The 24165-nt window shown below is 75.1% G+C and carries 22 protein-coding genes; 10 read left to right on the top strand and 12 right to left on the bottom strand.

Going from position 1 to position 24165, the window contains the following annotated elements; all coding sequences use genetic code 11:
- The first annotated feature begins 145 nt into the window (after positions 1-145).
- Positions 146-517: an antibiotic biosynthesis monooxygenase family protein gene (locus ACH5AR_RS04045; protein WP_396299812.1), complete on the top strand. Its 372-nt coding sequence runs from the start codon at positions 146-148 to the stop codon at positions 515-517.
- Here ACH5AR_RS04045 and ACH5AR_RS04040 read toward each other — a convergent pair.
- The 3 genes from ACH5AR_RS04040 to ACH5AR_RS04030 form a co-directional block, all read right to left on the bottom strand.
- The gene (locus tag ACH5AR_RS04040; RefSeq protein WP_396299811.1) at positions 501-1610 is read right to left on the bottom strand and encodes a DegT/DnrJ/EryC1/StrS family aminotransferase; all 1110 of its coding nucleotides are present in this window, start codon (positions 1608-1610) and stop codon (positions 501-503) included. The two genes, ACH5AR_RS04045 and ACH5AR_RS04040, sit on opposite strands and share 17 nt — an antisense overlap.
- Positions 1611-1792: 182 nt before the next feature.
- Positions 1793-2503, bottom strand: coding sequence for a class I SAM-dependent methyltransferase (locus tag ACH5AR_RS04035; RefSeq protein WP_396299810.1), 711 nt, complete (start codon positions 2501-2503; stop codon positions 1793-1795).
- A gap of 76 nt (positions 2504-2579) precedes the next feature.
- Positions 2580-3359, bottom strand: a complete 780-nt coding sequence (locus ACH5AR_RS04030) for a cyclase family protein (RefSeq protein ID WP_396299809.1) — start codon at positions 3357-3359, stop codon at positions 2580-2582.
- A 230-nt stretch (positions 3360-3589) separates the two neighbouring features.
- Between ACH5AR_RS04030 and ACH5AR_RS04025 the strand changes: the two genes are divergently transcribed.
- A complete protein-coding gene (locus ACH5AR_RS04025; RefSeq protein WP_396299808.1) occupies positions 3590-4036 on the top strand; it encodes a nuclear transport factor 2 family protein in 447 nt (148 codons plus the stop codon).
- A gap of 115 nt (positions 4037-4151) precedes the next feature.
- Here ACH5AR_RS04025 and ACH5AR_RS04020 read toward each other — a convergent pair whose 3' ends face one another.
- Genes ACH5AR_RS04020 through ACH5AR_RS03995 form a run of 6 tightly spaced genes read right to left on the bottom strand, consistent with a single transcriptional unit; the run spans position 4152 to position 11149 of the window.
- Positions 4152-5417, bottom strand: a complete 1266-nt coding sequence (locus ACH5AR_RS04020; protein ID WP_396299807.1) for a methyltransferase domain-containing protein — start codon at positions 5415-5417, stop codon at positions 4152-4154.
- A complete protein-coding gene (locus ACH5AR_RS04015; protein WP_396299806.1) occupies positions 5417-6907 on the bottom strand; it encodes an NDP-hexose 2,3-dehydratase family protein in 1491 nt (496 codons plus the stop codon). Before ACH5AR_RS04015 ends, ACH5AR_RS04020 begins: the two co-directional genes overlap by 1 nt.
- Positions 6904-7848 carry an NAD-dependent epimerase/dehydratase family protein gene (locus tag ACH5AR_RS04010; protein ID WP_396299805.1) on the bottom strand — a complete coding sequence of 315 codons (945 nt, stop codon included), beginning with the start codon at positions 7846-7848 and terminating at the stop codon, positions 6904-6906. The genes ACH5AR_RS04015 and ACH5AR_RS04010 overlap by 4 nt, the downstream gene beginning before the upstream one ends.
- A complete protein-coding gene (locus ACH5AR_RS04005; RefSeq protein WP_396299804.1) occupies positions 7845-8459 on the bottom strand; it encodes a dTDP-4-dehydrorhamnose 3,5-epimerase family protein in 615 nt (204 codons plus the stop codon). Before ACH5AR_RS04005 ends, ACH5AR_RS04010 begins: the two co-directional genes overlap by 4 nt.
- Before the next feature lie 60 nt (positions 8460-8519).
- The gene (locus ACH5AR_RS04000; RefSeq protein WP_396299803.1) at positions 8520-9731 is read right to left on the bottom strand and encodes a methyltransferase domain-containing protein; all 1212 of its coding nucleotides are present in this window, start codon (positions 9729-9731) and stop codon (positions 8520-8522) included.
- A gap of 17 nt (positions 9732-9748) precedes the next feature.
- Entirely contained in the window at positions 9749-11149 is a 1401-nt protein-coding gene (locus tag ACH5AR_RS03995) for a P450-derived glycosyltransferase activator (RefSeq protein WP_396299802.1), read from the bottom strand.
- Positions 11150-11269: 120 nt separating this feature from the next.
- Between ACH5AR_RS03995 and ACH5AR_RS03990 the strand changes: the two genes are divergently transcribed.
- Positions 11270-13384, top strand: a complete 2115-nt coding sequence (locus ACH5AR_RS03990; RefSeq protein ID WP_396299801.1) for an NAD-dependent epimerase/dehydratase family protein — start codon at positions 11270-11272, stop codon at positions 13382-13384.
- Between the two features lie 52 nt (positions 13385-13436).
- Here the strand turns inward: ACH5AR_RS03990 and ACH5AR_RS03985 are convergent, their stop codons facing one another.
- Complete coding sequence (locus ACH5AR_RS03985; protein WP_396299800.1) at positions 13437-14384, bottom strand: aromatase/cyclase; 948 nt, start codon at positions 14382-14384, stop codon at positions 13437-13439.
- 98 nt (positions 14385-14482) lie between these two features.
- Positions 14483-16075 carry an FAD-binding oxidoreductase gene (locus tag ACH5AR_RS03980; RefSeq protein ID WP_396299799.1) on the bottom strand — a complete coding sequence of 531 codons (1593 nt, stop codon included), beginning with the start codon at positions 16073-16075 and terminating at the stop codon, positions 14483-14485.
- Between the two features lie 312 nt (positions 16076-16387).
- Between ACH5AR_RS03980 and ACH5AR_RS03975 the strand changes: the two genes are divergently transcribed.
- The 3 genes from ACH5AR_RS03975 to ACH5AR_RS03965 are packed head-to-tail and all read left to right on the top strand — an operon-like array spanning position 16388 to position 18882.
- The gene (locus ACH5AR_RS03975) at positions 16388-17377 is read left to right on the top strand and encodes an ATP-binding cassette domain-containing protein (protein ID WP_396299798.1); all 990 of its coding nucleotides are present in this window, start codon (positions 16388-16390) and stop codon (positions 17375-17377) included.
- Positions 17378-17379: 2 nt separating this feature from the next.
- Positions 17380-18168: an ABC transporter permease gene (locus tag ACH5AR_RS03970; RefSeq protein ID WP_396299797.1), complete on the top strand. Its 789-nt coding sequence runs from the start codon at positions 17380-17382 to the stop codon at positions 18166-18168.
- Positions 18169-18210: 42 nt separating this feature from the next.
- Positions 18211-18882 carry a disulfide bond formation protein DsbA gene (locus tag ACH5AR_RS03965; protein WP_396299796.1) on the top strand — a complete coding sequence of 224 codons (672 nt, stop codon included), beginning with the start codon at positions 18211-18213 and terminating at the stop codon, positions 18880-18882.
- Positions 18883-18893: 11 nt separating this feature from the next.
- On the opposite strand, the gene fabG is transcribed toward ACH5AR_RS03965, so the two are convergent.
- On the bottom strand, positions 18894-19679 hold the full coding sequence (gene fabG, locus ACH5AR_RS03960; protein WP_396299795.1) for a 3-oxoacyl-ACP reductase FabG: 786 nt from the start codon (positions 19677-19679) through the stop codon (positions 18894-18896).
- 155 nt (positions 19680-19834) lie between these two features.
- Here fabG and ACH5AR_RS03955 point away from each other — a divergent pair, with 155 nt between their 5' ends.
- The 4 genes from ACH5AR_RS03955 (at position 19835) to ACH5AR_RS03940 (ending at position 24090) form a co-directional block, all read left to right on the top strand.
- Positions 19835-20653, top strand: a complete 819-nt coding sequence (locus ACH5AR_RS03955) for an NAD(P)H-binding protein (protein ID WP_396299794.1) — start codon at positions 19835-19837, stop codon at positions 20651-20653.
- Positions 20654-20750: 97 nt separating this feature from the next.
- Positions 20751-21935, top strand: coding sequence for a hypothetical protein (locus ACH5AR_RS03950; protein WP_396299793.1), 1185 nt, complete (start codon positions 20751-20753; stop codon positions 21933-21935).
- Positions 21936-21950: 15 nt separating this feature from the next.
- Complete coding sequence (locus ACH5AR_RS03945; protein ID WP_396299792.1) at positions 21951-23174, top strand: nucleotide disphospho-sugar-binding domain-containing protein; 1224 nt, start codon at positions 21951-21953, stop codon at positions 23172-23174.
- Positions 23175-23289: 115 nt separating this feature from the next.
- Entirely contained in the window at positions 23290-24090 is an 801-nt protein-coding gene (locus ACH5AR_RS03940) for an SDR family NAD(P)-dependent oxidoreductase (protein WP_396299791.1), read from the top strand.
- The last annotated feature ends 75 nt before the right edge of the window (positions 24091-24165 follow it).

Below are 24165 nucleotides of genomic sequence, written 5' to 3'. Positions count from 1 at the left end.
GCGGTCAGCCGCTGTCGAGGCATCCTCCACGGCCCGCCGTCAGGCTCGGCGGCACGCGTCCGCGGCTGCCCGGCGCAGCCGCCCGGGCGGGGTGCCGGACACCCCGCCCGCCGATCCGCCCACACGAGACGAGGACGGTCCCGCCATGCCGAACGAAGAGCACGTGTCCCCCGAAGCCCCCGGCGGCGCCGAGGTGACGTTCGTCAACCGGTTCACCGTGCACGGGCCGGCCGAGGAGTTCGAGGAGGTCTTCGACCGCACCTCCGCCTTCATGGCCCGGCAGCCGGGATTCGTCCGGCACACCCTGCTGCGGGAGGTGGACGACCCGGCCGGCTACGTGAACATCGCCGTGTGGGAGGACCGGGACTCCTTCCGTCGCGCGGTGGGCCACCCGGACTTCGTCCCGCACGCCACCGCGCTGCGGTCGCTGAGCCGGAGCGAGAACGGGCTCTACGCGGCACGGCTCGCCCGACCGGCGGCGCACGGGACGGGCCGGCCGGTCAGGACAGGTTCTTGAGCACCTCGCGCAGTGCCTCGATCACCCGGTCCTGGGCGTCCGCGGTCAGCGAGGGGTACATCGGCAACGAGAAGATCTGACCGGCCAGCCGCTCGGTCACGGGGAGCGAGCCCTTCCCGTGGCCGAGGTGGGCGAAGCCGGTCATGGTGTGCACCGGCCACGGGTAGCTGATGTTGAGCTCGATGCCCTGCGGCCGCAGCGCTTCGATGATCTCGTCCCGGCGCGGGTGGCGCACCACGTGGACGTAGTACACGTGCTCGTTGCCCGGGGCCGTCTGCGGGAGGACCAGCCCGGTGTCGGCCAGCCCCGCGGCGTAGCGCCGGGCAATGTCCTGACGAGCCGTCATATAACTGTCCAGGCGGCGGAGTTTGCGGCGCAGGATCTCGGCCTGGACCTCGTCGAGCCGGCTGTTGTGGCCGGGCAGCGCGGTCACGTAGTACCGCTCCTCCATGCCGTAGTAGCGCAGCCGGCGCAGCGCGCCGTCGACCTCGGCGTCGGAGGTGAGGACGGCGCCGGCGTCGCCGTACGCGCCGAGGACCTTCGTCGGGTAGAAGGAGAAGGCGGCGGCCCGGCCCATCGTCCCGGCCGGGCGGCCGTGGTGACGGGCGCCGTGGGCCTGCGCGCAGTCCTCCAGCACGGCCAGGCCGTACCGCTCGGCGAGTGCCTCCAGCGGCGCCATGTCCACGCACTGGCCGTACAGGTGGACCGGCAGCAGGCAGCGGGTCCGCGGGGTGATGGCGGCCTCCACCTGGGAGACGTCCATCAGGTAGTCCTCGCGCACGTCGACGAAGACCGGGGTCGCCCCGGTGCCGACGATGGCGACCACGGTCGGGGCGGCCGTGTTCGAGACGGTGATCACCTCGTCCCCGGGCCCCACCCCGAGGGCCTCCAGGCCGAGCTTGACGGCGTTGGTGCCGTTGTCCACCCCGACGCAGTGCGGGACGCCGTGCCAGGCGGCGAACTCCTCCTCGAAGGACCGGACGCTGTCGGCGAGGACCAGCCGGCCCGAGCCGAAGACGGTGTCCACCGCGTCGAGGATGTCCTCCCGCTCCGCGGCGTACTCGTCCAGATATCCCCATACGCGAATGGTCACAGGAACTCTCTTCCCTTCGTCTTCGACAGGCTTCGACAGGCTTCGACGGGCTCGTACCGGCTTCGACGGGCTTCGACGGGCCCGGACCGGCTCCGGCGGGCTCGGACGGGCGCCGGCGGGCTCCGATCCCAGCCGACGGCACTCGCATCCGTCTCGCGCCCGGTTCGACACCGCTCCCGGTGTCAGTCGCGGCGGGCGACGAACAGGCCCCGCGCCGTCCAGTCCGGCCGCAGGTACTCCGCCGGGCAGCCGGCGTCCGCGAACGCGGCCAGGTACTCCTCCTGCGTGAACAGGGTGAGCAGGTCGATCTCGGTGAACTCCCGGATGCCGCCGGCCTCGCCGACCACGAACCGGACCTCCATGCGGGTGGTGCGGCCGTGCCGGGTGGAGTGCGAGATCCGGGCGACGGTGCGCCGCTCGTCACCGGCGAGGTCACCGGCCACGTAGTTGTCGAGGAAGCGGTCCGGGAACCACCAGGGTTCGACCACCAGCACCCCGCCGGGCCGCAGATGGCGGGCCATCGCGGCGGCCGCCGCCCGCAGGCCGGCCAGGTCCGGCAGGTAGCCGATGGCGGTGAAGAGGCAGACCACCGCGTCGAAGCGGCGCCCGAGGTCGAACGCGCGCATGTCGCCCCGGTGCAGCGGCACCCCGGGCAGGCGGCGGGTGGCGTGCTCCAGCATCGCCGGGGCGAGCTCCAGGCCCTCGGTGTGGCCGAAGCTCCCGGCGAAGGCCTCCAGGTGGGCACCGGTTCCGCAGGCCACGTCCAGCAGGGCCTGCGCCCCGGGCAGCCGGTCCCGGATCAGGCGGGTGATCTCGGCGGCCTCCGCGGCCCAGTCCTTGCCGCGCGAGCGGTAGACCAGTTCGTAGACCTCCGCCAGGTCCTGACCGTACATCGGGCTCCTTCGGTGCGAGGTTCGGGTACCCGCGGTGGCCGGCAGGCGTGCGGGCGCGGACACGGGCGGCGGCCGCTCACTCGTCGACGATCGCCACCGCGCGGGCCCAGCCGGCTCCGGCCCCGGCCACCTTGACGGGGAAGCAGGAGACCCGGAAGCCGTCCGGACCGGGCAGCGCCTCCAGGTTGGCGAGCCGCTCGATCTGGCAGTACTCGCGGTCCCGGCCGACCACGTGGGCGGGCCACAGCACCGAGCGGTCCCCGGTGGCCCGGTAGCGGGCGATGATGTCGCCGAACGGCGCGTCCAGGCTGAACGCGTCCGTGCCGATGACCCGCACGCCGAGGTCCAGCAGCAGGTGGACGGCCGGCCCGTCGAGGCCCGCGAACTCGGTGAAGTACTCCGGGGTGCCCCGGTGGCGCTGGGCCCCGGTGTGCAGCAGGACGATGTCCAGCGGAGCGGGGCGGCGGCCGATCCGGACGAACTCCCGCTCCAGGCGGTCCGCGCCGATGACGCCGGTGGGCGCGTCGGTGAGGTCGAGGACCAGGCCGGGCCGCAGGAACCAGTCCAGCGGCATCCGGTCGATGTGCCGCGGCACGCCGTCGCCGTAGCCGGCCCGCGACCCGTAGTGGGAGGGCGCGTCCACGTGGGTGCCGGTGTGGGTGGTGAGGGTGAGGCGGTCCAGGGAGAGGAACTCGCCGTCGGGCAGTTCGTCGGGGCCGACCTCGATGCCGAAGTGGGTGCGCATCTCCTCGCTCATGTGCACGGCGCCCTCACGGGGCGTGAGGACCTCGTGCTCCACCGGGTCGGGTTCCCAGAGCGTGGCGTCCACCGGCGAGGACAGGTCGATGAGCCGCACAGGGCACCTCCGTCGGGTCGGGGCGGCCGCCTCGGAGCGCGGCCCGGTGCTCCGGGGCCTGCGCTCCGGGGCCGGCCGCGGCGTCGGGCTCCGGATCCTTCCGGCCGGCCCCGGAACAACGGTGGAGCCGGGCTGGAGCCGGAGGCGGGCCCGGGCACCAGCCCGGCTCCAAGCGCGGGCGCGACCATCCGGGCAGCGTCCCGCGATCCCGCGGACGAGGAGGGAGAACCATGACGGACACCGTCAGCCCCGCGCAGCAGGCGTACCCGGCGCTCTGCGCCGACCTGGGGCACTTCTACGCCCGGCAGATGCAGCTGCTGGACTCCGGCGAGGCCGAGGCGTGGGCCGCCACCTTCACCGCGGACGGCCTGTTCGCGCCGCCGTCGCTGCCCGAGCCGGTCCGCGGGCGCGCCGCGCTGGCCGCCGGGGTGCGCTCCGCGCACGCGGCCCTGGTGGCCGGGGGCGAGGTCCGCCGGCACGTGCTGTCCACCGCGGCGGTGGAACCCCCGGCGCCGGACGGCTCGGTCCGGGTGCGCTCGTACGTGCAGGTGGTGGCGACCCGCCGGGGCGAGGACCCCAGGCTGCTGCTGATGTGCGTCTGCGAGGACCTGCTGGTCGTCGAGGACGGGCAGTGGCGGGTGCGCGAACGGTACGTGACCCGCGACGACCGGCCCTGAGCACGGCGCGGGGCCCGGCGGGACGCCACCGGGGCGTTCCGCCGGGCCCCGTCCGCCGGAGCGGCCCGGACCGCCTGACCATCCCGGGCCACCGGGCCACCGGGCCGCCGGGCCGTCAGCGGAGCGAGTCCGCCGAGACGATGACGGGTTTCGGGAACGGCAGCACGAACCGGCCGCCGGCCCGCAGGAAGGCCTCCTCCTTGCTCAGGATCTCGTCGGCGTAGTTCCAGGCCAGCATCAGGTAGACGTCCGGCGGGTCGCTCCGCGCCCGGTCGGGGCTGCGCACCGGGATGTGGGTGCCGGGCAGCACCTTGTCCTGCTTGAGGACGGTGGTGTCGATGCAGTACGCCACCTCGTCCCGGCCGAGTCCGCAGAGGTTGAGGATCGTGGTGCCCTTGGCCGACGCTCCGTACCCGGCGACCCGGTTGCCCTCCTCCACCAGCGAGCGCACCAGGGCGGGCAGTTCCTCCCGGACGGTCTGGACGCCGCGGACGAACTCCCGGTAGCCGGCCTCGCTGCCGAGATCCGCCCGCTCCTCTGCCGCGATCAGCGCCCCGACGGCCGCGCCGACCGGCCGCCTGCGCTCGGGGCGGCCCACGAACGCGAGGAGGGAGCCGCCGTGCACCGGGAGCCGCTGCACGTCGAACAGGCTGAGGCCGTGCCGGGTGAACAGCGTGTCCAGCGTGCGGACCAGGAAGTACGAGAGGTGCTCGTGGTAGATGGTGTCGAACGCGTTCTTCTCCAACAGGTCCACCGCGTAAGGGACTTCGATGACGAACACGCCGTCGGGCGTGAGCAGCTCCCGCACCCCGGCGAGCACCCCGGCGAGGTCGTCGATGTGGGCGAAGACGTGCCGGCCGAGGATGATCCGGGCCGGCCCGTGGTCACGGCGGATGTCCCCGGCGGTACCGGCGGTGAAGAACTCGGGCACGGTGGGGACCCCGAGCCGGTCCGCGGCGGCCGTCAGGTTGCGGGCCGGGTCCACGCCGAGCAGCCGGGCGCCGTGCGGGGCGAAGGCGGCGAGCTGCTGGCCGGTGTTGCTGCCGAGTTCCACCACCAGGTCGCCGGGGGCGAGGCCGGCCCGTTCCCGGCACAGCTCGGCGACCTCCGCCATGTGCCGGGTCATGGTCTGCGAGTCCGAGGTGACGTAGCTGTAGGTGCGGTACAGCACCTCGGGGTCGACGACGTGGGTGACGCTCATCAGCCGGCAGGAGCGGCAGGAGACCACGCCCAGCGGGTAGGCGGGCTCGTCCGGGTAGGAGGCGGCCGGCTCCAGGAAGGCGTTGGCCAGCGGCACGTCGCCGAACGAGACCACCTCCTGCCAGTCCGAGGCCTCGCAGACCCGGCACCGGGTGACCGGGCGTACGTTGTCGGGGTGCATCACGGCACCTTCCTCTCCACGGTCGGCGCCGGCTCGCCGGGGACGAGCAGGCTCTGCAGACAGGCCACCAGGCTGCGGGCCTGGATGTTCAGGTAGTGGCTGTGGCGCAGCAGCTCGACGAGCTGGTGCACGGTCATCCACCGGTAGTCGGGGTCGTCGGCGGCGACGTCGGTGTCGTCGTCGCCCTCGACGATCAGGTAGCGGTTGCGGGCGCGGTGGAAGCGTCCGCCCTCCTCGGAGAGCAGGGAGCGGAAGCGGACCCGGCCCCGGTCCGCCGTCTCCACCGCGTCGAGGAAGCGCGGCCGGGCGCTCGCCGGCAGGTGCGCGTAGGAGTCGGGAGTGCACTGGACGGTGGGGGCCAGCTCCACCACGTCCATGTAGCCGGCCTCGACCCGGGCGTGCATCAGGACGTGCAGCACGCCGTCGATGGGCCGGGTCAGGAAGGCGACCACGCCGGTGCCGTGCGGTTCGATCATCGGCTGGGACCACTGGGCGACCTCCCGGCCGCCGGCCTCCACCCGGACGCCGATGACGTCGAAGAAGGCGCCGCTCTCGTGCGAGATCCGCTCCGGGGTGCGGTGCCAGCCGGGCAGGCCGGCGAGCGGGACGCGGCGCACCCGGACCTCGGTGCGGGTGCGGGCCTCGGTGATCCAGCTCAGCACGGAGTCCAGCGAGTGCCGGGCCCCGGCGGACGGGTCGCAGGAGCGGAACAGGGCCGCCCGGAACCCGTCGTCGGGCGGGCCGAGCTCGCGGGCGAGCCGGGCGTCGGCGAACGGCAGGCAGGACAGCACGGTCCGGGCGTCCATGTTGACCAGGTCGTCCTCGGCGAGGAGTTCGTGCAGCTCGCCGAGGGTGAACCAGCGGAAGCCCTCGTGCACCTCCACGTCCCGGTACGCCTCGACCACCATGTTCCGGTTCCGCTTGCGGTGGAAGGCGGAGCCCTGTTCGGACTGGCGCACGTCGACCAGCGGGCCGTCCGGGCCCGGGTCCCGGAACAGTTCCAGGTACGGGACGGGCCGGCCGCCGTGGACGCCGGTGTAGTTGCTGCGGGTCGCCTGCACGGTCGGCGATATCTGCAGCCCGTTGGCGTTGCCGGGCTCGACCTTGGCCTGCATCAGGCAGTGCAGGACCCCGTCGAACTCCTGGACCAGGATGCCGAGGACGCCGATCTCGGGCTGGTTGATGATGGGCTGGCTCCAGGCCGGCACCGGGCCTTCCGGGATCCGCACCTCCAGCCCCTCCACGGTGAAGAAGCCGCCGGTGTGGTGGTGCAGGTTGCCGGTGCCGGGGTCGGTCCGCCAGCCGGCGAGTTCGTCCAGCGGCACCCGCTCCACCCAGGTGAAGGTGCGCTTCGCGGCCTCGCCGAACCAGTCGCGGAAGTCCTGGCGGAAGGCGGTCGCCTCGGGTCGGGCGCGCGCCGAGGCGGCGACGCGCAGGGGGGTGGCGGCGGTGGGCCGCCGGCTCGCGGGTCGTGCGGTTGCTTCGGTCATGCTCGCTCCAGGTGGTCCGTACGGGACGCGTCCCACATGTCCTTGATCGAGGCGGGCAGGTCCACCTGCGGTCGCCACCCCAGCAGCCGGGCCGCGCGGGCGATGTCGGCGAGGGTCCAGTCACCGCCCCGGGAGTCGACCGGGGCGGTGCGCCGCCGGAGCGCGCCGGGCGGCGGGGCCGCGGCGGCGACGAGCAGGTCGATCAGGCGGCTCACCGGGACCGCCTCGCCACGGCCCACGTTGATCACCTGGCCGGTCACCGGGGCGCTGGCCGCCGCGAGGACGGCGCGGGCCAGGTCCCGGACGTCGAGGTAGTCGCGGTGGGCCTCGGCCACGGTCAGCTCGGCCGGACGGTCCGGGGTGGCGGCGCGCAGCAGGCGGACCGCGGCGCCCAGGAACCCCGCCGCGACGCCCGGGCCGCACAGGTTGACGACGCGCAGCACCACGCCGTCCACCGCGCCCTCGCGGGTGGCGCGGAGCACCGCCTCGGCGCCGGCCAGCTTGGTGCGGGCGTAGACGGAGCCGGGGTTCGGCGCCCGGGCCTCGTCGACGGCGGTGCCGGCGGGCAGCGGTCCGTACTCGTGCACGGAGCCGATCTGCACCAGGCGCGGCGGCCGGGGCGTGCGCGCGCAGGCGGCCAGCAGGTTCTCCACCAGCCGGACGTGGGCCCGCTCGTTCTCGGCCGCCCCGGTGACCCAGCCGCCGGCCGCGTTGACCACCGTGTCCACGCCGGCCTCGGTGAGCAGGGCGGCCAGCTCGGCCGGGTCCGCGGCGGCGACGTCGAGGGCGTGGAAGCGGCGGCCGGCGGTGTCCGGGGGCCGGCGGCGCGCGACCCCGAGCACGGGCCGGCCGGCCCGGCCGAACGCGGCGCTCACCGCGCCACCGACCCAGCCGGTGGCGCCGACCACGGCGACGGCGCCCGTGCGCGGGCCGGCGGTCACCGGGCCGGGCGGCCGCACAGTGCCCGTTCGAGTTCGAGGCAGGCGCGGTACTCCGGGAGGGTGCCGCTCTTCTCGGCCGTCTCCAGCGTCGGCGCGGCGCGGTCCCGTTCGGACATCACCGGGTCGATGTCGCGCGGCAGCGGCAGGCCGAGCACCGGGTCGAGGACGGAGAGCGACAGCTCGTGCTCGGGGACGTACTCGCCGGAGAGCATGTACGACATCACGGTGTCGTCCTCCAGGGCCACGAAGGCGTGGGCGACGCCGACCGGGAAGTAGACGGCGCGGAAGTCCTCCTGGTCGAGCAGGACGGCGTCCGAGCGCCCGTACGTGGGCGAGCCGACCCGGACGTCGATGACCAGGTCGAGCGCCCGGCCGCGCGCGCAGTACACGTACTTGGCGACCCCGGGGGGCGTGAGGGTGTAGTGGGCGCCCCGGATCGTGCCGCGCCGGGAGCGGCTGTGGTTGGTCTGGGCCACGGGGAACAGGGGGTGCCCCAGGGCCTCGCGGGCGGCCGTCTCCTGGAACGGGGAGACGAAGAGCCCCCGTTCGTCGGTGAAGACCTGCGGCCGGAACTCGAACGCGCCGGCCACGGCGAGTTGTCGCGACTCCATGTCACCGTCCTCGTTGCTGGTGGTGGCGCCGGCGGGGGCCGGCGGTGGGGTGGTGCGAGGTCAGATGACGCGGACCTCCGGCGCGTAGACGATCCAGCGCCCGCCGGACTCGCGGAACAGCCGTTCCTTGGCCATGATCTCCTCGGCGTGGTTCCAGGCGAACAGCACCACGTAGTCCGGGTAGGGGTGGGCCAGGGCCTCGCTGGGGCGGACCGGGATGTGCGAGCCGGGCATGAGCTTGCCGTGCTTGGCCGGGGTCACGTCGCAGACCCATTCGATCAACTCGGGTCCGATGCCGCAGTAGTTGGTCACGGTGGCGCTCTTGGCGGTCGCGCCGTAGCCGACGACCCGTTTGCCCTCCGCGCGCAACTTCCTCAGCAGCGCGGTCAGTTCGGTGCGGATGCGTTCGATGCGGACGGCGAACTCGTCGAACACCCCCGGGTCCTCCAGCCCCCGGCGCCGCTCCTCGGCCGCCAGTTCGGCCACGGCTCGGCTCGGGGTGCCGCGGCCGGCCCGCTTGAGGGTGTAGCGCAGTTCGCCGCCGTGCACCGGCAGCCGTTCGACGTCGACGACCTCGAAGCCGTGCCGGGCGGCAGCGTTCCGCACCGAGGTCAGGGTGAAGAAGTAGAAGTGCTCGTCGTAGATCTGGTCGAAGGTGGTGCGTTCGAGGATGTCGCCGAGGTACGGGTCCTCGAAGACGAAGGCGCCGTCCCGGGCCAGCAGGGTGTCCAGGCCCCGGAAGACGGAGTCGAGGTAGGGGATGTGGCAGATGGTGTTGGCGGAGTAGACCAGGTCGGCGGGGCCGTCGGCGGCCCGGATCGCGGCCGCCGTCGCCTCCTCGAAGAACTCGGAGCGGACCCGGACGCCCTGCTGGCGGGCGAGTTCGGCCACCCCGCCGGAGGGCTCCACGCCGAGGTGGCGGATGCCCTCCTTGGCCAGGGCCCGCAGCATCACCCCGTCGTTGCAGCCGATCTCCACCACGAACGGGTCGGGCCCGCGCAGGTGCTCCCGGGACAGCCGGGCGGCGGTCTGCTCGAAGTGCCGCCGCATGTGCGCCGAGCCGGACGAGTGGTAGGGGTAGGCCTCGTGGAACATGCGGTCCCGGGCGACCTCCTCCAGGAGCTGGGTCATGCCGCAGGACTCGCAGGTGCCCACGGCGAGCCGGAAGAAGTACTCCTCGTCGACGCGTTCCGGGTCCACGAAGGCGTCGGACAGTGGCTGGCGCCCGAAGTCGAAGAACTGACGGACGGGTCCTCCACAGACACGGCACATGGGGCCTTCCTCGGGATTCATCGGGCCCGGGGCGGGATCTGCCGCCGGACGGTTCCGTGGCGGGCGGCGGGGAAGCGGAGCACCCCGCCGGTGATCGGTGAGCGGAGCCGGCGCAGCACCTCGCCGGTACGGGTCAGGTCGGGCAGCTCCGCGGCGAGGGCCCGCAGGGCAGCGTCGGCCGCCAGCCGCGCCGCCGGGCCGACCAGACCGCCGTGGTGGCCGTCCTCGGGGAGCGGCGGACGGCCGTCGGGGCGGCGGCGGAGGTCGAACCGGTCGGGGTCGGGGTGCCGCCGGGGGTCGCGGAGCGCGGCCTCGACCAGCACCACCACCTCCTCGCCGGCGGTCACCTCGGCCCCGGCGAGTTCCAGGTCCTGCCGGGCGTGCAGCCGGTACAGCCGGACCGGCGGCGCGTGCCGCAGGGTCTCGGTGACGCAGGCGGTGGCGAGGCCGGGGTCCTCGACCAGGGCCCGCCACTGCCCGGGGTGGTCCAGCAGGAGGGCGAGGGCGTTGCCGACCAGGGTGGTGGTGACGTCGACGCCGACCGTCGCGAGCAGGACGCTCACGGTCAGCGCGTCGTCGGCTGCGGCCGCCGGACGCCCGTCCGGGGCCGGGAGCCGCAGCAGCCGCCCGGGCAGGCCTCCCCCGGTCACCCGCCCGGCCGCCGGGCGGGCGTCCGGGTTCCCGGCGTCCGGGTTCCCGGCGACCGCCTTCCGGGCGTCCGCGACCGTCTCGGCGAGCAGGGCGCGGAGTTCGGGCAGGGCCGCGCCCAGCCTGCGGGCGGTGTCCAGCCTGGGCGGGCAGAGCGTCGCGTCCAGCGCTCCGGCGCTCGCGCCGCACAGCTCGGCGAAGCGCTCGGCCCGGTGCCCCGGCAGGCCGAGCAGCACCCGGGCCGTCTCGGTGGTGGCCGGCCGGATCAGGTCGTCCACCAGGTCGAACCGCTCGCCGAGGGCGGCCGCCCGGCTCCGGTAGGCCCGTACGGCCGGGGCCCGCAGGCGCCCCACGGCCCGTGCGCCGAGGACCGGTTCGGCCCAGCGCGCCAGCCGCTCGTACTCCTCGCGGTCGAGGCCGGTGGGCAGCTCGGCGAGCGGCAGCGCCTCGCGCAGGGCGGGTACGTCCCAGGGCGCCGGTTCGCCGGCCGGCCCACCGGCCGGGGCCGCTGCCCCCGGGGGCCGGGGCGTCAGCCGCCGGTCGGCCAGCGCGGCGGCGGCCACCTCGTGGTCCGCCGTCACCCACGCCTCGGCGCTGCTGCGGTACAGGGGGCCGCGCTCGCGGACCCGCCGGCCCAGTTCGGCGCGGTCGTCACCGGCCGCACGGAGCAGCAGCGCGTACGGATCGCCCTTGGTGCCCAGGATCCACTGCACGCCGCGCAGGGTCAGCAGCACACGCCCCAACTCGCCGTCGGTCATGCTCGCTGTCATGGGGAAGGACGCTAGGCAGGTCCTCTCGACCACCCCTCGACTTCCCGTGGCCGGGTCCGGGCGGGCCGTCGAGCCGGGCACGAGGGGGGCGTGGCACCCGCGCCCTAGGGTGACGCGGTCATGGACATCATCGGCAAGGGATTCATCGCCCGGTACCTGCGGCCGCTGCGCGAGGCCCACCCCGGGGTGACGGTGCTGGCCGCGGGCGTGCCCCGCCAGCACCTGCCGGACTCCGAGCACGAGCGGGAGGCCGCGCTGGTGCGGGACACCGTCGCGCGCTGCCGCGACCGGGGTGAGCTGCTGGTCTTCCTCTCCACGGTGAGCATGTACGGCGGCCCGGGCTGCCTGGGCCGGGAGGACGACCCGCTCGTCCCCAGCACGCGCTACGGGCGGCACAAGCACGCCCTGGAGAGCGTGATCCGGGAGTCCGGCGTCGAGCACCTGGTGCTGCGCCTGGCGTACGTCCTCGGGCCGCACGAGCCCGACTTCCGGCTGGTACCGGCCCTGCTGGCGCAGGTCAGGGCGGGACTGGTCCGGCTGCACCCGGGGGCCCGGCGCGACCTGCTGCACGTGGCGGACTTCGTCCGGCTCGTGGACGGGCTGCTCGCCGCGGGCGTGCGCAACGAGACGGTGAACGTGGCCTCCGGCGACTGCGTGGACGTCCGGGACCTGGTGGCCCACCTGAAGCGGCGGCTGGGCCTGGAGGCGGCCGAGGAGCTCGTCGGCGGCGGGGACAGCGCCTTCTCGCACTGCCCGTCGGTGGCGAAGCTGCGGCGGCTGCTCCCCGCGGCGGCCGGGCCGCCCTTCGGGCCCGGCTACCACCGGCGGGCGCTGGACCGCTACCTGCGGGAGACCGGCGCCCCGCCGGCCGGGACCGGGGACGGGGCAGCGGCTCCGGGGGCGGGGCAGCGGCTTTCGAACGGTCGTCGAACCGTACCGGACACCATCGAGGCCGTCCCGATCGCACCGGGCGGCCGGATGTCGAGCGAAGGAAGCGGGAACACGATGGCGACACACGACGGGTACCGGGCGGTCACGGCGGATCTGCGCACGCCGAGGACCGCGGCCGGCCGGGCCCTGCTGGAGCGGCTCACCGGGCACCTGCCCGCGATCCGGGACGGTGCCCGGCAGGCCGACCGGGAGGGGGCCTTCCGCACCGAGGTGTTCGCGGCCCTTCGCGCCGGCGGGGTGCTCGGCGCCACCGTGCCGCGGGAGTTGGGCGGCCTGGGCGTCACCTCCCTGCACGACGTCGCCCTGGCGCTGACGGCGGTCGCCGAGGCGGACGCGTCGGCCGCGCTGGCGCTGCACATGCAGCTCAGCCGGGGGCTGACCTTCACCCACGAGTGGCGGCACGGCGACGACGGGCCGCGGGCGCTGGCCGAGCGGCTGCTGCGCGCCATGGGCTCGGGCGAGGCCGTGGTGTGCACCACCGTCAAGGACGCCCCCGGCAGCCGGGCGGCGACCGGGCTGCGGCCGGCCCCGGACGGCGGCTGGGTGCTGAGCGGCCGCAAGACCCTGGCGAGCATGGCGCCGTTCGCGACCGACTTCGTCGTCTCCGCGCAGGTGGAGGTGGCCGGGGTGGCCCGCTCGGCGGCGGCCGTGCTGTCGCGCGGGACCCCGGGCCTGACCGTGCTGGACAACTGGGACGGGCTGGGCATGCGGGCCTCCGGCACCGTGGACGTCGTCCTGGAGGACTGTCCGGTCCGGGCCGGGGACGTGTTCCTGCGCGGGCCGGTCGGGGAGCGGTCGGACGCGTCCCTGGCGGGCCAGACGGTCAGTTCGATCACCATGCTGGGGATCTACACGGGGGTGGCGCAGGCGGCGCGGGACGTCGTGGTGGCCGAACTCGCCAAGCGGGGCGGGCTTTCGGCGGCGGGAGCGGCGACGCGCACGCTGCTCGCGGAGATCGAGGCCCGGCTGTACGCGCTGCGCATGACGGTGGCGGGCACGCTGTCGGTGGCGGACTGGCTGGCGTACGGCTTCGACGGTGATCCGGCGGAGCGCGGGCGGCGCATGATGGCCGACTTCCAGTGCGCCAAGCTGATGGTCAACCGGCTGGCACCCGAGATCGTCTCGGACTGCCTGGTGGTGGTCGGCGGCGCCTCCTACGCCGGGGCGCACCCGCTGTCGCGGCTCTACCGGGACGTACGGGCGGGCGCGTTCATGCACCCGTTCACCTATCCCGACGCGGTGGACTGGCTGTCCGAGGCGGTGCTCGGCGGCCCGAAGGGCTGAGGAAGGGGCGGGGGAGGGCCGGCCGTCCCGGCCCTCCCCCGCCCTGGCCGTGCTACGCCCGCGGCCGGCCGGCGTGCGCCACGGCGTGCTCCATGGTGGTGGTGCTGTTGCGGCCCAGCGCGTCACGCACGAACGCGCGGGCGTCGGCGAGGGTGGCCTGTGGTCCGAGGACGGCCGGGACGGCCTCCTCGTTCAGGACCACGGTGTGCACGGAGGTGACCCGGGCCCCCTCACCGTCCGCCCGGAACAGCCACTGCCCGGTGTGGGCGGTCATCAGCGCGGGGGTGCGCAGCTGCTTGTAGACGATCCGGTCGTACGGGAAACAGATCCGGACGGACCGGGTGGTGTGGGTGGAACCGTCCGGCGCCCGGGTGTCCATCTCCAGGACCTGGAGGCCGGGCCGGTCCTCCGTCAGCTCGGCGCGCGCCACGTGCGGCAGCCGCTCGGGCCAGCGGTGCGCCTCGTCGACGAAGGCGAAGGCGGCCTTGACGTCGCCGTCGAACGCGACGGTGTCCTCGAAGGTGAGCACCGGGCCGGCCCCGGCCTCCTCGCGTTCGACGGCGGTGCGCAGGGCCGCGAGTTCGGCGCCGCTGTTGTGGTCGACCGCCCGCCGGATCCAGGCGACGTGCCCGGCGTCGTCGTCGACGGCCCGGAAGTCGTGCAGCAGCCGCACCCGGGTCTCGGTGTCGGTCAGCGGCTCGACGATCCACTCCCCGCCCATGGCGGCCACCGGGGGCTGGGAGACCTCCTGCCGGAAGCGGACGCGCAGCCGGACCGGGTCCAGCAGCCGCCGCGAGGTCCAGGTCTTCACCTCGCCGTTGGCGGTGGCCCAGAGCCGGATGCGCTCCTCGGTGCCGCCCCGTTCGACGTGTTCGACGTGCACGGTGGGCGGGAAGGTCTCCGGCCAGCGGCCGACGTCGGCGATCAGGTCGTAGACCCGCCGCGGGGGCGCGGACACGGTGATCGAGTGTTCGGTGTGGTGGGTTGCGGGACGTGACATGGTCCTCCTCCGGCTCCGCTGTCGGTCAGCGGTGCCAGGGTCGGGGCCGGCCCTGGTCGGTGACTCGAGAACCGCTGGGCCGGGCTCGCCGCCGTCCGTCAGCCGGTCGGCCGGACGCCCAGGTCGTGGTGGAACAGGTCCAGCGGGTCCCAGCGTTCCTTGGCCCGTTGCAGCCGGGGGAGGTTGCCCCGGTAGTAGAGGGTGCTCCACGGCACGCCCGAGGTGTTCCAGGCGGGGTCGGCGAGGTCCGTGTCCGGGTAGTTGACGTAGGCGCCGCCGTTGGCCGCGTTCGGCACCGGGACGCCGCCGGTGTCGGCGTGCAGCTCCCGGTAGAGGCCGCGCACCCAGGCCAGGTGGCGTTCGGTCTGCTCCGGCTCGCCCCACAGGGTCTCGTGGACGACGCTGAACAGGCTGTCCCGGTGGGGCAGGGCGGTGGCGTCCGGGGGCACGGTGTTGATCCGTCCGCCGAGGAAGGTGAGGTAGACGCCGGCGGTGGCGAACTCCTCGCCGCCCCGGTTCAGGTGCTCGTGCAGGACCGCGATCTGCCGGTCGGACCAGGGTTCGCGCAGCAGGGTGGACTTGGACTTGAACCGGGCGCCGCCCGGCCACTGCACCACGCCCAGCACCGACTTCAGCCACGGCGTCTCGGCGGTGGCCGCCGTGTGCGGGACGCCGGCCGCGGCGGTCAGCCCGGTGGCGAAGGCGTCCAGGAGCTCCCGGGCACGGGGGCGCGAGGCGTCGAGGGCGGCGTCCACCGAGACCCGCCCGGCGGCGCGGTGGCCGAGGGTCAGGCCGCTCGACAGGTCGGCGTAGGGCGTGTCCGTACCGGCGTGCCGCCGGTGCCAGTCCCCGTGGGCGCGCAGCAGCCGGGTGAACGCCTCCTGGTCCAGGTCCTGCCACTGCCAGCCGAGGGAGACCGAGCGTACGGCGGCCGGCGGCTTCGGCAGCAGGTCGCCCGGCGCGCCGGCGGCGCCCGGCGACCGGAAGAGGTAGCGGGTGACGACCCCGAAGTTGCCTCCTCCGCCGCCGGTGTGGGCCCACCACAGCTCGCGCTCGGGCCCGGTGGAGTCCCGGGTGGCGGTGACCAGGCGGGCCCGGCCGGACCGGTCCGCGACGACCACCTCGACGCCGTGGAGGTGGTCGACGACCAGCCCGTACCGGCGGGACAGCGCCCCGTAGCCGCCGCCCGCGACGTGGCCGCCGACGCCGACACCGGGGCAGCTGCCGCCCGGCAGGGTCACGCCCCACCCCAGGTAGAGCGTGCGGTAGACCCGCCCGAGGGTGGCGCCGGACGCGACGGCGAAGAGCTGCCGCTCCGGGTCGTGGGTGACGTCCGTCATCTCGGAGACGTCGATCAGGACCCGGACGGCGGGGTCGTCGACGAAGCCCTCGAAGCAGTGGCCGCCGCTGCGGACCGCGATCCGCTTGCGGTCCCGGGCGGCCCGCTCGACCGCGGCGACCACCTGGCCGGGCGAGCCCACCAGGTGCACCACCTCCGGGGAGCCGGTGAAGCGGCCGTTGTGCCCGCGGGTGGTGAGCTCCGTGTAGCGGGGGTCGTCCGGGCCGAGGACCACCGGCCCGAGGGGGGCGGGCGGTGCGGCCGCCGCGGTGGCGGCCGGAGCGCCGAGCAGCGCCGCTCCCCCGGCCGCCGTGGAGAGCTCCATCAACCGTCTGCGCGTGAGTCCTGCCATGGGGTTCACCGACCTTCCCGTACGGCCCGCGGCCGATCGTCCGTCGGCGGTCAGCCTGGGGTCCGCCGCTGGCGGGCCGGTGGAGGGCCGCTGGTCCGTGCGCGCTCGAACGCGCTTCCGAGGGAGGGAGGCAGACTGTCAGCAGCCCTGACAGTGACGTTATTGACGCTTCTAAGCTCTCAGAAGTCAAGAGCCCCGAGCCGCTGACTTCTCCTCCGCCTGGCCGGGGGCCGCCGACGACCGGCCCCCGACAGCCGTGGCCCGCGCTCCGCGCCCCGCTCCGCCCTCCACGCCCCCCGTACGGGAGACCTCATGATCCACACCCGCGGACTCACCCGAAGTTTCCGCGCCAAGGGAGAGACCGTCGAAGCCGTCCGCGGTCTCGACCTCGACATCGCGGCCGGCTCCGTGGTGGCCTTCCTCGGCCCGAACGGCGCCGGGAAGACCACCAGTCTGCGGATGCTGACCACCCTGCTCCCACCGACCTCCGGCACCGCCACCGTCGCCGGGCACGACGTGGTGGCCGACCCGGCCGGGGTGCGCCGCCGGATCGGCTACCTCGGCCAGGGCAACAGCGCCGGCACCGGCTTCCGGGTCATGGACGAACTCGTCACCCAGGGCCGCGCCTACGGCCTGCGCCGCGCCGAGGCGCAGGCCCGGGCCGAACGCCTGCTGGACGCCCTCGAACTGGAGGGGCTGGCCCGGCGGACGGTCGGCACCCTCTCCGGGGGCCAGCGCCGCCGGCTCGACATCGCCATGGCCCTGGTCCACGAACCGGACCTGCTGTTCCTCGACGAACCCTCCACCGGACTCGACCCGCACAGCCGCGCCAACATCTGGGAGCACGTGCTGCGCCTGCACAAGGACCTCGGCACCACCATCGTCTTCACCACCCACTACCTGGAGGAGGCCGACCTGTGGGCCGGGCGGGTACTGGTCGTCGACCACGGCCGGGTGATCGCCGACGACTCCCCGGAGCGCCTCAAGGCCGAACTCGCCGGCGACCTCATCACCTTCACGACCGCCGACCCCGCCGACACCGGCCTGGCCGCCACCCGGGCCGGCACCCTGCGGGCCGTCCGGGAGGTGGCCGTCGAGGACAGCGAGGTACGGGTCCGGACCTCCGACGGCGACGTCCGGCTGCCGGAACTGCTGCGCGACCTCGACGCGGCCGGGATCCGGGTGCACAGCGCCCGGCTGACCCGCCCCACCCTCGACGACGTCTTCCTCACCCTGACCGGCCGCACCCTCCGGGAGAGCGCCGACGCCGGCCTCCCCGCCACCCCTCACCAGGGAGCCTGACCATGAAGGTGCTCACCGACACCCGCACCGCCTTCGCCCGCGAGCTCAAGCCCGAACTGCGCCAGCCCGTCGGCCTGCTCTTCACGATGATGCTGCCGTTCCTGCTGCTCGCCCTCTTCGCGCCGCTGCTCTCCGGCTCGGGCGCGGGCGGCACGGGCATGGGCGGCGGGCCGGGCGGCGCGGGCTCGCCCTGGCAGTGGTTCGTCCCCGGCATGCTCGTCCTGCTCGGCCTGTCCGCCACCGCGGGGGCGGGCGCCTCGCTGCTCAACGAGATCTCCTCGGGGGCCTTCGAGCGGCTGCTCGTCACCCCGCTCAACCGGGCCGCCATGCTGGTCGGCCGGACGCTGAAGGAGGTCGTGGTCCTGCTCACCCAGGCCCTGCTGATCCTCCTCCTGCTGCTGCCGACCGACTTCCGGCTGCACCTGCCGGGCGCCCTGGCCGGGCTGCTGCTGCTGAGCGTCTTCGGCGTCGGCATCGGCGCGCTGTCCTTCACCCTGGCGCTGCACTCGCGGCGCCGGCAGACCCTGTTCTACGGGGTCCAGCAGGTGGTCTTCTTCCCGCTGCTGCTGCTCTCCGGAGTGCTGCTGCCGATCACCGAGGCGGCCGCGCCGGCCTGGCTCTACGTGCTGAGCCGGATCAACCCGGTGACCCACGTGGTCGAGGCCGAACGCGCCCTGTTCGACGGGCGGTTGGCCGAGCCGGTGGTGCTGTACGGCTTCCTCGCGGCCGGCGCCGTCGCGCTGCTGGGCGTCGCGGCCGGGATCCGCGGCATGCGCAAGGCCTCGACGTAGCCGGACCTGACGACCCGCCACACCAGTGGGAGGAAGACCCTCGTGACCGAGTTCGACGCGCCGGGGCCCGGCGTCCGCACCGTGGACGTCTGGTTCGACCCCGCCTGCCCCTACACCTGGCTGGCCTCCCGCTGGCTGCACGAGGCGGCCCGGGTGCGCCCGCTGGCGCCGCGCTGGCACCTGATGAGCCTGGCGCTCCTCAACGAGGGCCGGGACGACGATCCGGAAGGGGACCCCGACGGCTACCTCCTAGTGCCGGTGCGGATCGCCACCGCCGTCCGGCAGGCCCACGGCCAGGACGCCCTGGTCCGCTTCCACCGCGCCCTGTGGGCCGGAAGCGGCCGGCGCTGGATCACCGACCCGGCCACCGCGCTGGCCGCCGCCGGCCTGCCGACCGCCCTGGCGGCGGCCGGCACCTCCACCGCGCACGACGCGGCGCTGCGCGCCTCACACGCCGAAGCCCTCGCCCTGCTGGGCCCGCGCACCGGCACCCCGGTGGTGGCCGTCGGCGACCCGGCACGGCCCGGTCGGCCCCCGGTGGCCTTCTTCGGGCCGGTCCTCTCCCGGGTGCCCCGCGGGGCGGAGGCGGGCCGGCTGTGGGACGCCGTCCTGCTGCTGGCCGGCACCCCCGGCTTCCACGAGCTCAGGGGGACGCCCGCGCCCCCGGACCCGGACGTCGGGGACGGGGACGGGGACGGGGACGGGCCGACGTGACCGGGCCGCGCTCAGTAGTTGCCGAGCCCCCCGCACACGTTGAGGGCCTGGGCGGTGATCGGCGCCGCCGTGTCCGTGATCAGGTAGCCGACCAGCCCCGCGACCTCCTCGGGGGTGGTGTACCGGCCCAACGGGATCTTCGCCTCGAACCGTTCGCGCACCTCCTCGGGCGTGGTGCCCCACACCTCGGCGTACCCCGCCCGGACCCGCTCGGCCATCGGCGTCTCCACGTAGCCGGGGCAGACCGCGTTGACGGTGATGCCGGTCTTCGCCAGCTCCAGGCCCAGCGCCTTGGTGAAACCGACCACGGCGTGCTTCGAGGCCGAGTACGGCGCACCCAGCACCACGCCCTGCTTGCCGCCGGTGGAGGCGATGTTGACGATCCGGCCCCGGCCGCGCTCCAGCATGCCGCCGGCGGTCAGGGCGGCCCTCGTCACCCGGAACACGCTGGTGAGATTGGTGTCGAGGACGTCCAGCCACAGCTCGTCCGTCAACCGGGCGGTGGCCCCGCCGCCGTTGCGGCCCGCGTTGTTGACCAGGACGTCGACCGGGCCGAAGCGGTCGACGGCGGCGCGCACGAAGGCGTCCACCTCCTCGGTGGACCGCACGTCGCAGCTCCGCCCGTCGGCCTCCACCCCTTCCTCCCGCAGGAGCGCCACGGTGTCGGCGACCGCCGCACCGTCCCGGGCGCAGAGGAAGACCCGCAGCCCCCCGGCGCCCAGCGCTCGGGCCACGGCGAGGCCGATCCCGCTGGTCGCCCCGGTGACGACGGCCACCCGTCCATCCGTGCCGCTCATGGTTCCTCCCGGATCGTGACGTGGAACGTACGTAGGCGCCACGACGATGGCAACGGCCGCTCGACGGGCGCTCAAGCCGCGGCGGACACCACGCCCGGAGACCCCTTGAACACGACGAATCCCAGTACCCGAGAAGAAGCAGAAGGAGAGGGACCATGACCGTTCTGGTGACCGGAGCCACCGGCAACGTCGGCCGGCACGTGGTGGCGGGCCTGCTGGCGGCGGACGTGCCGGTGCGCGCGATGACCCGCACGCCGGAGCGCGCCGCACTGCCCGCGGCCGTGGAGGTGGTCCGCGGCGACCTCGCGGACCCGTCGAGCCTGGACGCGGCCCTCGCCGGGGTGGACCGGGCCTTCCTGTTCCCGCTGCCCGGCACCGCCGAGGAGTTCACCGCCCGGGCCGCCGAGGCCGGGGTGCGGCGGATCGTCGTGCTCTCCTCGATCGCGGCCGAGTACGCCGCCGGGGACTACAGCGGCGACCACCACAGCGTGGTGGAGCGGGCCGTGGAGGCCTCCGGGCTGGAGTGGACGCACGTGCGGCCCGGCGAGTTCATGACCAACCTGCTGTCCTGGTGGGCCCCCACCGTCCGGGCCGAGAACACCGTCCGCGCCCCGTTCGGAGCGGCCCGCAGCGCCCCGGTGCACGAGGCCGACATCGCCGACGTGGCGCTGGCCGCCCTGCTGGAGGAGGGGCACGCCGGACGGGCGTACGCCTTCGCGGGCCCGGAGTCGCTGTCCAAGCACGAGCAGGTGCGGGTGCTCGGCGAGGTCCTCGGCCGGCACATCCGCTTCGAGGAGCTGACCGTGCCCGCGGCCCGTGAGCTGTGGCTCGGCCAGGGCATGCCGGCCGAGGCCGTGGACTGGCTGCTCCAGGACCCGGTGGACGTCCCGGCCGGCCCGACCAGCGAGCGGGTCACCGGCCGGCCCGCCCGCACCTTCGCGCAGTGGGTGGCCGACCACCGCGCGGACTTCTGAGGCCGGGGCCCGGCGGCGTTCAGCGGCGGTCGAGCCGCTCTCCAGGCGTTCCGTCGACGGTGGTCCGGACCGCTTCGTGGACCGATGGGACGCCGCCATGGTGGATGCCGCAGAGAACGCCCTGATCCGACGCCTGATCCGAGCCGGAACCGGCTCCGACGAGGAGATCGACGCCCTGCTGAAGGACGTCGGCCTGTCCGAGGTGGCCCGGGTGCTCGTCGACGAGGTGCGGTTCCGCTGCCCGGAGCCGACCAACACCGCCCCCGTCGACGTGGCGCTCGACCTCACCCACGGCGGGGAGCGGCACTCGGCCGCGCTGCGCGTGGTGCGCGACGAGCCGGTCCGGCTGGTCGCCGAGGAGTCCGCCGTGGTCCGCTCCCGGGTCACCTTCACCGCCGCGGGGCTGCTCCGCCGGCTCTTCGGGCCGGTGGACTCCCCGCGCACCGGGGACTTCCACAACACCTTCATGCCCACCCCCGAGGACCCCGGCCGGCTGCGGGAGCTCCTCGGCGAGGTGGACGTCGTGCTGCGTGCGGCGGCCCAGGCCACCGCCACCCTGATGGCCGGCTGCACCGGGCGCGCCCCGGAGCTCGGGGAGCTGTCCATCCGGTACGGCTCCGACAAGTGGGCGAGCTTCCACTGGTACACCGCGCACTACGAGCACCACTTCGCCCGCTACCGGGACCGCCCCGTACGGGTGCTGGAGATCGGGATCGGCGGGTTCGAGGACGACCTCGGCGGCGGCTCGCTGAAGATGTGGAAGCGCTACTTCCCCCGCGGCACCGTCTTCGGGCTCGACCTGTACGACAAGACCTCGCTCTCCGAGCCCCGGCTCACGGCGCTGGTCGGCGACCAGAACGACCCCGACTTCCTGACCGGACTCGCCCGGGAGCACGGGCCGTTCGACATCGTCATCGACGACGGCAGCCACCTGAACGAGCACGTGCGCACCTCCTTCCGGACCCTCTTCCCGCACGTGCGGCCCGGCGGTCTGTACGTCATCGAGGACCTCCAGACCGCCTACTACCCCGACTTCGGCGGCAGCCCGGGCGGCGTCGCCGGCCCGGACACCTCGCTCGGGCTGGTCAAGGAACTGATCGACGACCTGCACCACCGCGAGCACCGGGACCCGACCGTCACCCACCCCACCCCCACCCAGAGCAGCGTCGTCGGGGTGCACGCGTACCACAACATGGTCTTCGTCGAGAAGGGCACCAACGGCGAGGACACCCTGCCCCGGTGGATGGACGCCGACGTGTGGACCGCGCTCGGCGCGAAGTGAGACGGGAGAGCGACCGTGCGGGTGCTGTTCACCGTGTCGTCCTGGCCGACCCAGTACGCGGCGCTGGTGCCGCTCGGGTGGGCGTTCCAGGCGGCCGGCCACGAGGTGCGGGTGCTGTGCGACCCGTCCCAGACCGATCCGGTCGCCCGGTGCGGGCTGCTGCCCGTGCCGGTCCTGTCGGGGATGCCGGAGGTCCTGCGGCTGCGGCTGCAGTACCACGCGGAGGCGGTGGCCGGGAACTGGCCGTACCCGTGGCTTCCGCCGCACCCGGTGACGGGCGGCCGGCTGGAGCGCCTCGACGCGTTCGACCTCGCCGACTTCGAGCGCCGGACCGCGCCGCGGCTCGCCGAGGAGGCCGCCCGCGGCTTCGACGCGGCGGTGGCCCACGCCCGGGACTGGCGGCCGCAGCTGGTGCTGCACGACCCCGGGAGCCTGGAGGGGCTGCTGGTGGCGAAACTGCTCGCAGTGCCGTCCGCCCTGTGCCTGTGGGGGCCCGCCAGCCCGCACGACCCCGAGCACATGCGGATCGTCCCCACCGACCACAGCGGGTCGTTCCCCCGCTACGGCCTGGGCGCGTTCGACGTGTCGATGGTCGAGCGGGTGGTGGACCCGAACCCGGCGTCGCTGAAGGTGCCGGTCGCGGCCGAACGGCTGCCGGTCCGCTTCGTCCCGTACAACGGCGCCGTGGCCGCGCCCGCGTGGACCGCGCGGCGCCCGGAGCGGCCCCGGGTCGTCGTCACCTGGTCCACCGCGCTGTCCACCGTGTCGGGGCCGGACTCCTGCCTGCTCCCCCGGATCGTCGCCGCCCTCGACGGCCTGCCGGCGGAGGTGCTGGTCACCGCCACCGCCCGGGACCTCGCCGGGCTCGGGCCGGTGCCGGCCCCGGTCCGGGTGGCCGAGCGCCTGCCGCTGGCCGCCCTGCTGCCGGGCGCCTCGGCGGTCGTGCACCACGGGGGCGGCGGCAGCTCGCTGACGGCCATGTGGGCGGGGGTGCCGCAGTTCGTCGCGAGCTTCGCCGCCGAACAGCGGGTCTCCGGCGAGCGGGTGGCCGGCACCGGGGCCGCGCTGCACGTCTCCGGGGAGCTCGCCGACGAGGCGGCGATCCGGTCGGGCGTCGAGCGGCTGCTCGACGACCCCTCGTACCGGGCCGCGGCCGGGCACCTGCGCGAGGAGGTGGCGGCGGCCCCGACCCCGGCCGAGCTCGCCGCCGACCTCGCGGGGTTCGCGGCCGGCGGGTGACCGCCGGGCCCCGGGCGTGCCCGACGACCCGCGGGCCCGGCCGGAACCGCCGGGCGCGCCCGCCGCTGCGCGAGGGTCGAGGCGGTTGCGAGGCCCGCTCCCGATCCTGTCCGGCATGACCACACGAACCGAGAACACCGACCACCCAGGCTGGTCCGGAGCCGGTGCCCCGCGCGGGATCGTCGTCACCGGGGGCGGCACCGGCATCGGCCGGGCCACCGCCCGCGCCTTCGCCGCGCACGGGGACGGGGTGCTCGTCGTCGGCCGCACCGCGGCCACCCTGGCCGAGGCCGCCGAGGGGCACCCGGGCGTCCGGACCCTGGTCGCCGACCTCACCGACCCGGACGCCCCGGAACGGATCGTCGACGCCGCCGTGCGCGAGCTCGGCGGCGTCGACGTCCTCGTCAACAACGCCGCCGCGCTGGGGTACCGGCCGCTCGACGCCCTGGACCGGGCCGAGGCGCGGCGCCAGCTCGACACCAACCTGCTGGCGCCGGTACTGCTCACCCGGGCCGCGCTCGCGCCGCTGGCCGCGCGCTCCGGCACGGTGGTGAACATCGGCTCGGCCGGCGCGCTCGGCCTGCGCTCCTGGCCGGAGAACAGCCTGTACGGGGCCGCCAAGGCCGGCCTGGACTTCCTGACCCGCTCCTGGGCCGTCGAGCTGGCCCCGCGCGGCATCCGGGTGGTGGGCCTCGCGCCCGGGGTGACCGACACCGCCCCCGAGCCGGCGCCGGGCGGCCCGGGCGCCGATCCGCGGTACGCGGCCTTCCTGGAGCGGACCGCCGCCCGGGCACCGAGCGGCCGGGTCGCCCGCCCCGAGGAGATCGCCTGGTGGATCGTCCAGCTCACCCGGCCCGAGGCGGAGTACGCCAACGGACTGGTGCTGCCGGTGGACGGCGGCCTCTCGCTCACCTAGGGCGTGTCGCGGACCTCCGCCGGGCGGGCGCCCGGAAGGACCAGGCCCGGCCCCGGGCCGCCGAACCGCCCGACC

The organism is Kitasatospora sp. NPDC018619, assembly GCF_044391605.1.
Lineage (GTDB): Bacteria > Actinomycetota > Actinomycetes > Streptomycetales > Streptomycetaceae > Kitasatospora.
Note: the sequence above shows the minus strand (reverse complement) of the source record. Positions and strands in the feature narration are given on the sequence as shown.

Bases quoted from the DNA above. Each gene is read 5' to 3' on its own strand.
- ACH5AR_RS04045 (WP_396299812.1), top strand. From the start codon at position 146: ATGCCGAACGAAGAGCACGTGTCCCCCGAAGCCCCCGGCGGCGCCGAG.
- ACH5AR_RS04035 (WP_396299810.1), bottom strand. From the start codon at position 2,503: ATGTACGGTCAGGACCTGGCGGAGGTCTACGAACTGGTCTACCGCTCG.
- ACH5AR_RS04025 (WP_396299808.1), top strand. From the start codon at position 3,590: ATGACGGACACCGTCAGCCCCGCGCAGCAGGCGTACCCGGCGCTCTGC.
- ACH5AR_RS04020 (WP_396299807.1), bottom strand. From the start codon at position 5,417: ATGCACCCCGACAACGTACGCCCGGTCACCCGGTGCCGGGTCTGCGAG.
- ACH5AR_RS04015 (WP_396299806.1), bottom strand. From the start codon at position 6,907: ATGACCGAAGCAACCGCACGACCCGCGAGCCGGCGGCCCACCGCCGCC.
- ACH5AR_RS04005 (WP_396299804.1), bottom strand. From the start codon at position 8,459: ATGGAGTCGCGACAACTCGCCGTGGCCGGCGCGTTCGAGTTCCGGCCG.
- ACH5AR_RS04000 (WP_396299803.1), bottom strand. From the start codon at position 9,731: ATGTGCCGTGTCTGTGGAGGACCCGTCCGTCAGTTCTTCGACTTCGGG.
- ACH5AR_RS03995 (WP_396299802.1), bottom strand. From the start codon at position 11,149: ATGACAGCGAGCATGACCGACGGCGAGTTGGGGCGTGTGCTGCTGACC.
- ACH5AR_RS03990 (WP_396299801.1), top strand. From the start codon at position 11,270: ATGGACATCATCGGCAAGGGATTCATCGCCCGGTACCTGCGGCCGCTG.
- ACH5AR_RS03985 (WP_396299800.1), bottom strand. From the start codon at position 14,384: ATGTCACGTCCCGCAACCCACCACACCGAACACTCGATCACCGTGTCC.
- ACH5AR_RS03980 (WP_396299799.1), bottom strand. From the start codon at position 16,075: ATGGCAGGACTCACGCGCAGACGGTTGATGGAGCTCTCCACGGCGGCC.
- ACH5AR_RS03975 (WP_396299798.1), top strand. From the start codon at position 16,388: ATGATCCACACCCGCGGACTCACCCGAAGTTTCCGCGCCAAGGGAGAG.
- ACH5AR_RS03970 (WP_396299797.1), top strand. From the start codon at position 17,380: ATGAAGGTGCTCACCGACACCCGCACCGCCTTCGCCCGCGAGCTCAAG.
- fabG (WP_396299795.1), bottom strand. From the start codon at position 19,679: ATGAGCGGCACGGATGGACGGGTGGCCGTCGTCACCGGGGCGACCAGC.
- ACH5AR_RS03955 (WP_396299794.1), top strand. From the start codon at position 19,835: ATGACCGTTCTGGTGACCGGAGCCACCGGCAACGTCGGCCGGCACGTG.
- ACH5AR_RS03950 (WP_396299793.1), top strand. From the start codon at position 20,751: ATGGTGGATGCCGCAGAGAACGCCCTGATCCGACGCCTGATCCGAGCC.
- ACH5AR_RS03940 (WP_396299791.1), top strand. From the start codon at position 23,290: ATGACCACACGAACCGAGAACACCGACCACCCAGGCTGGTCCGGAGCC.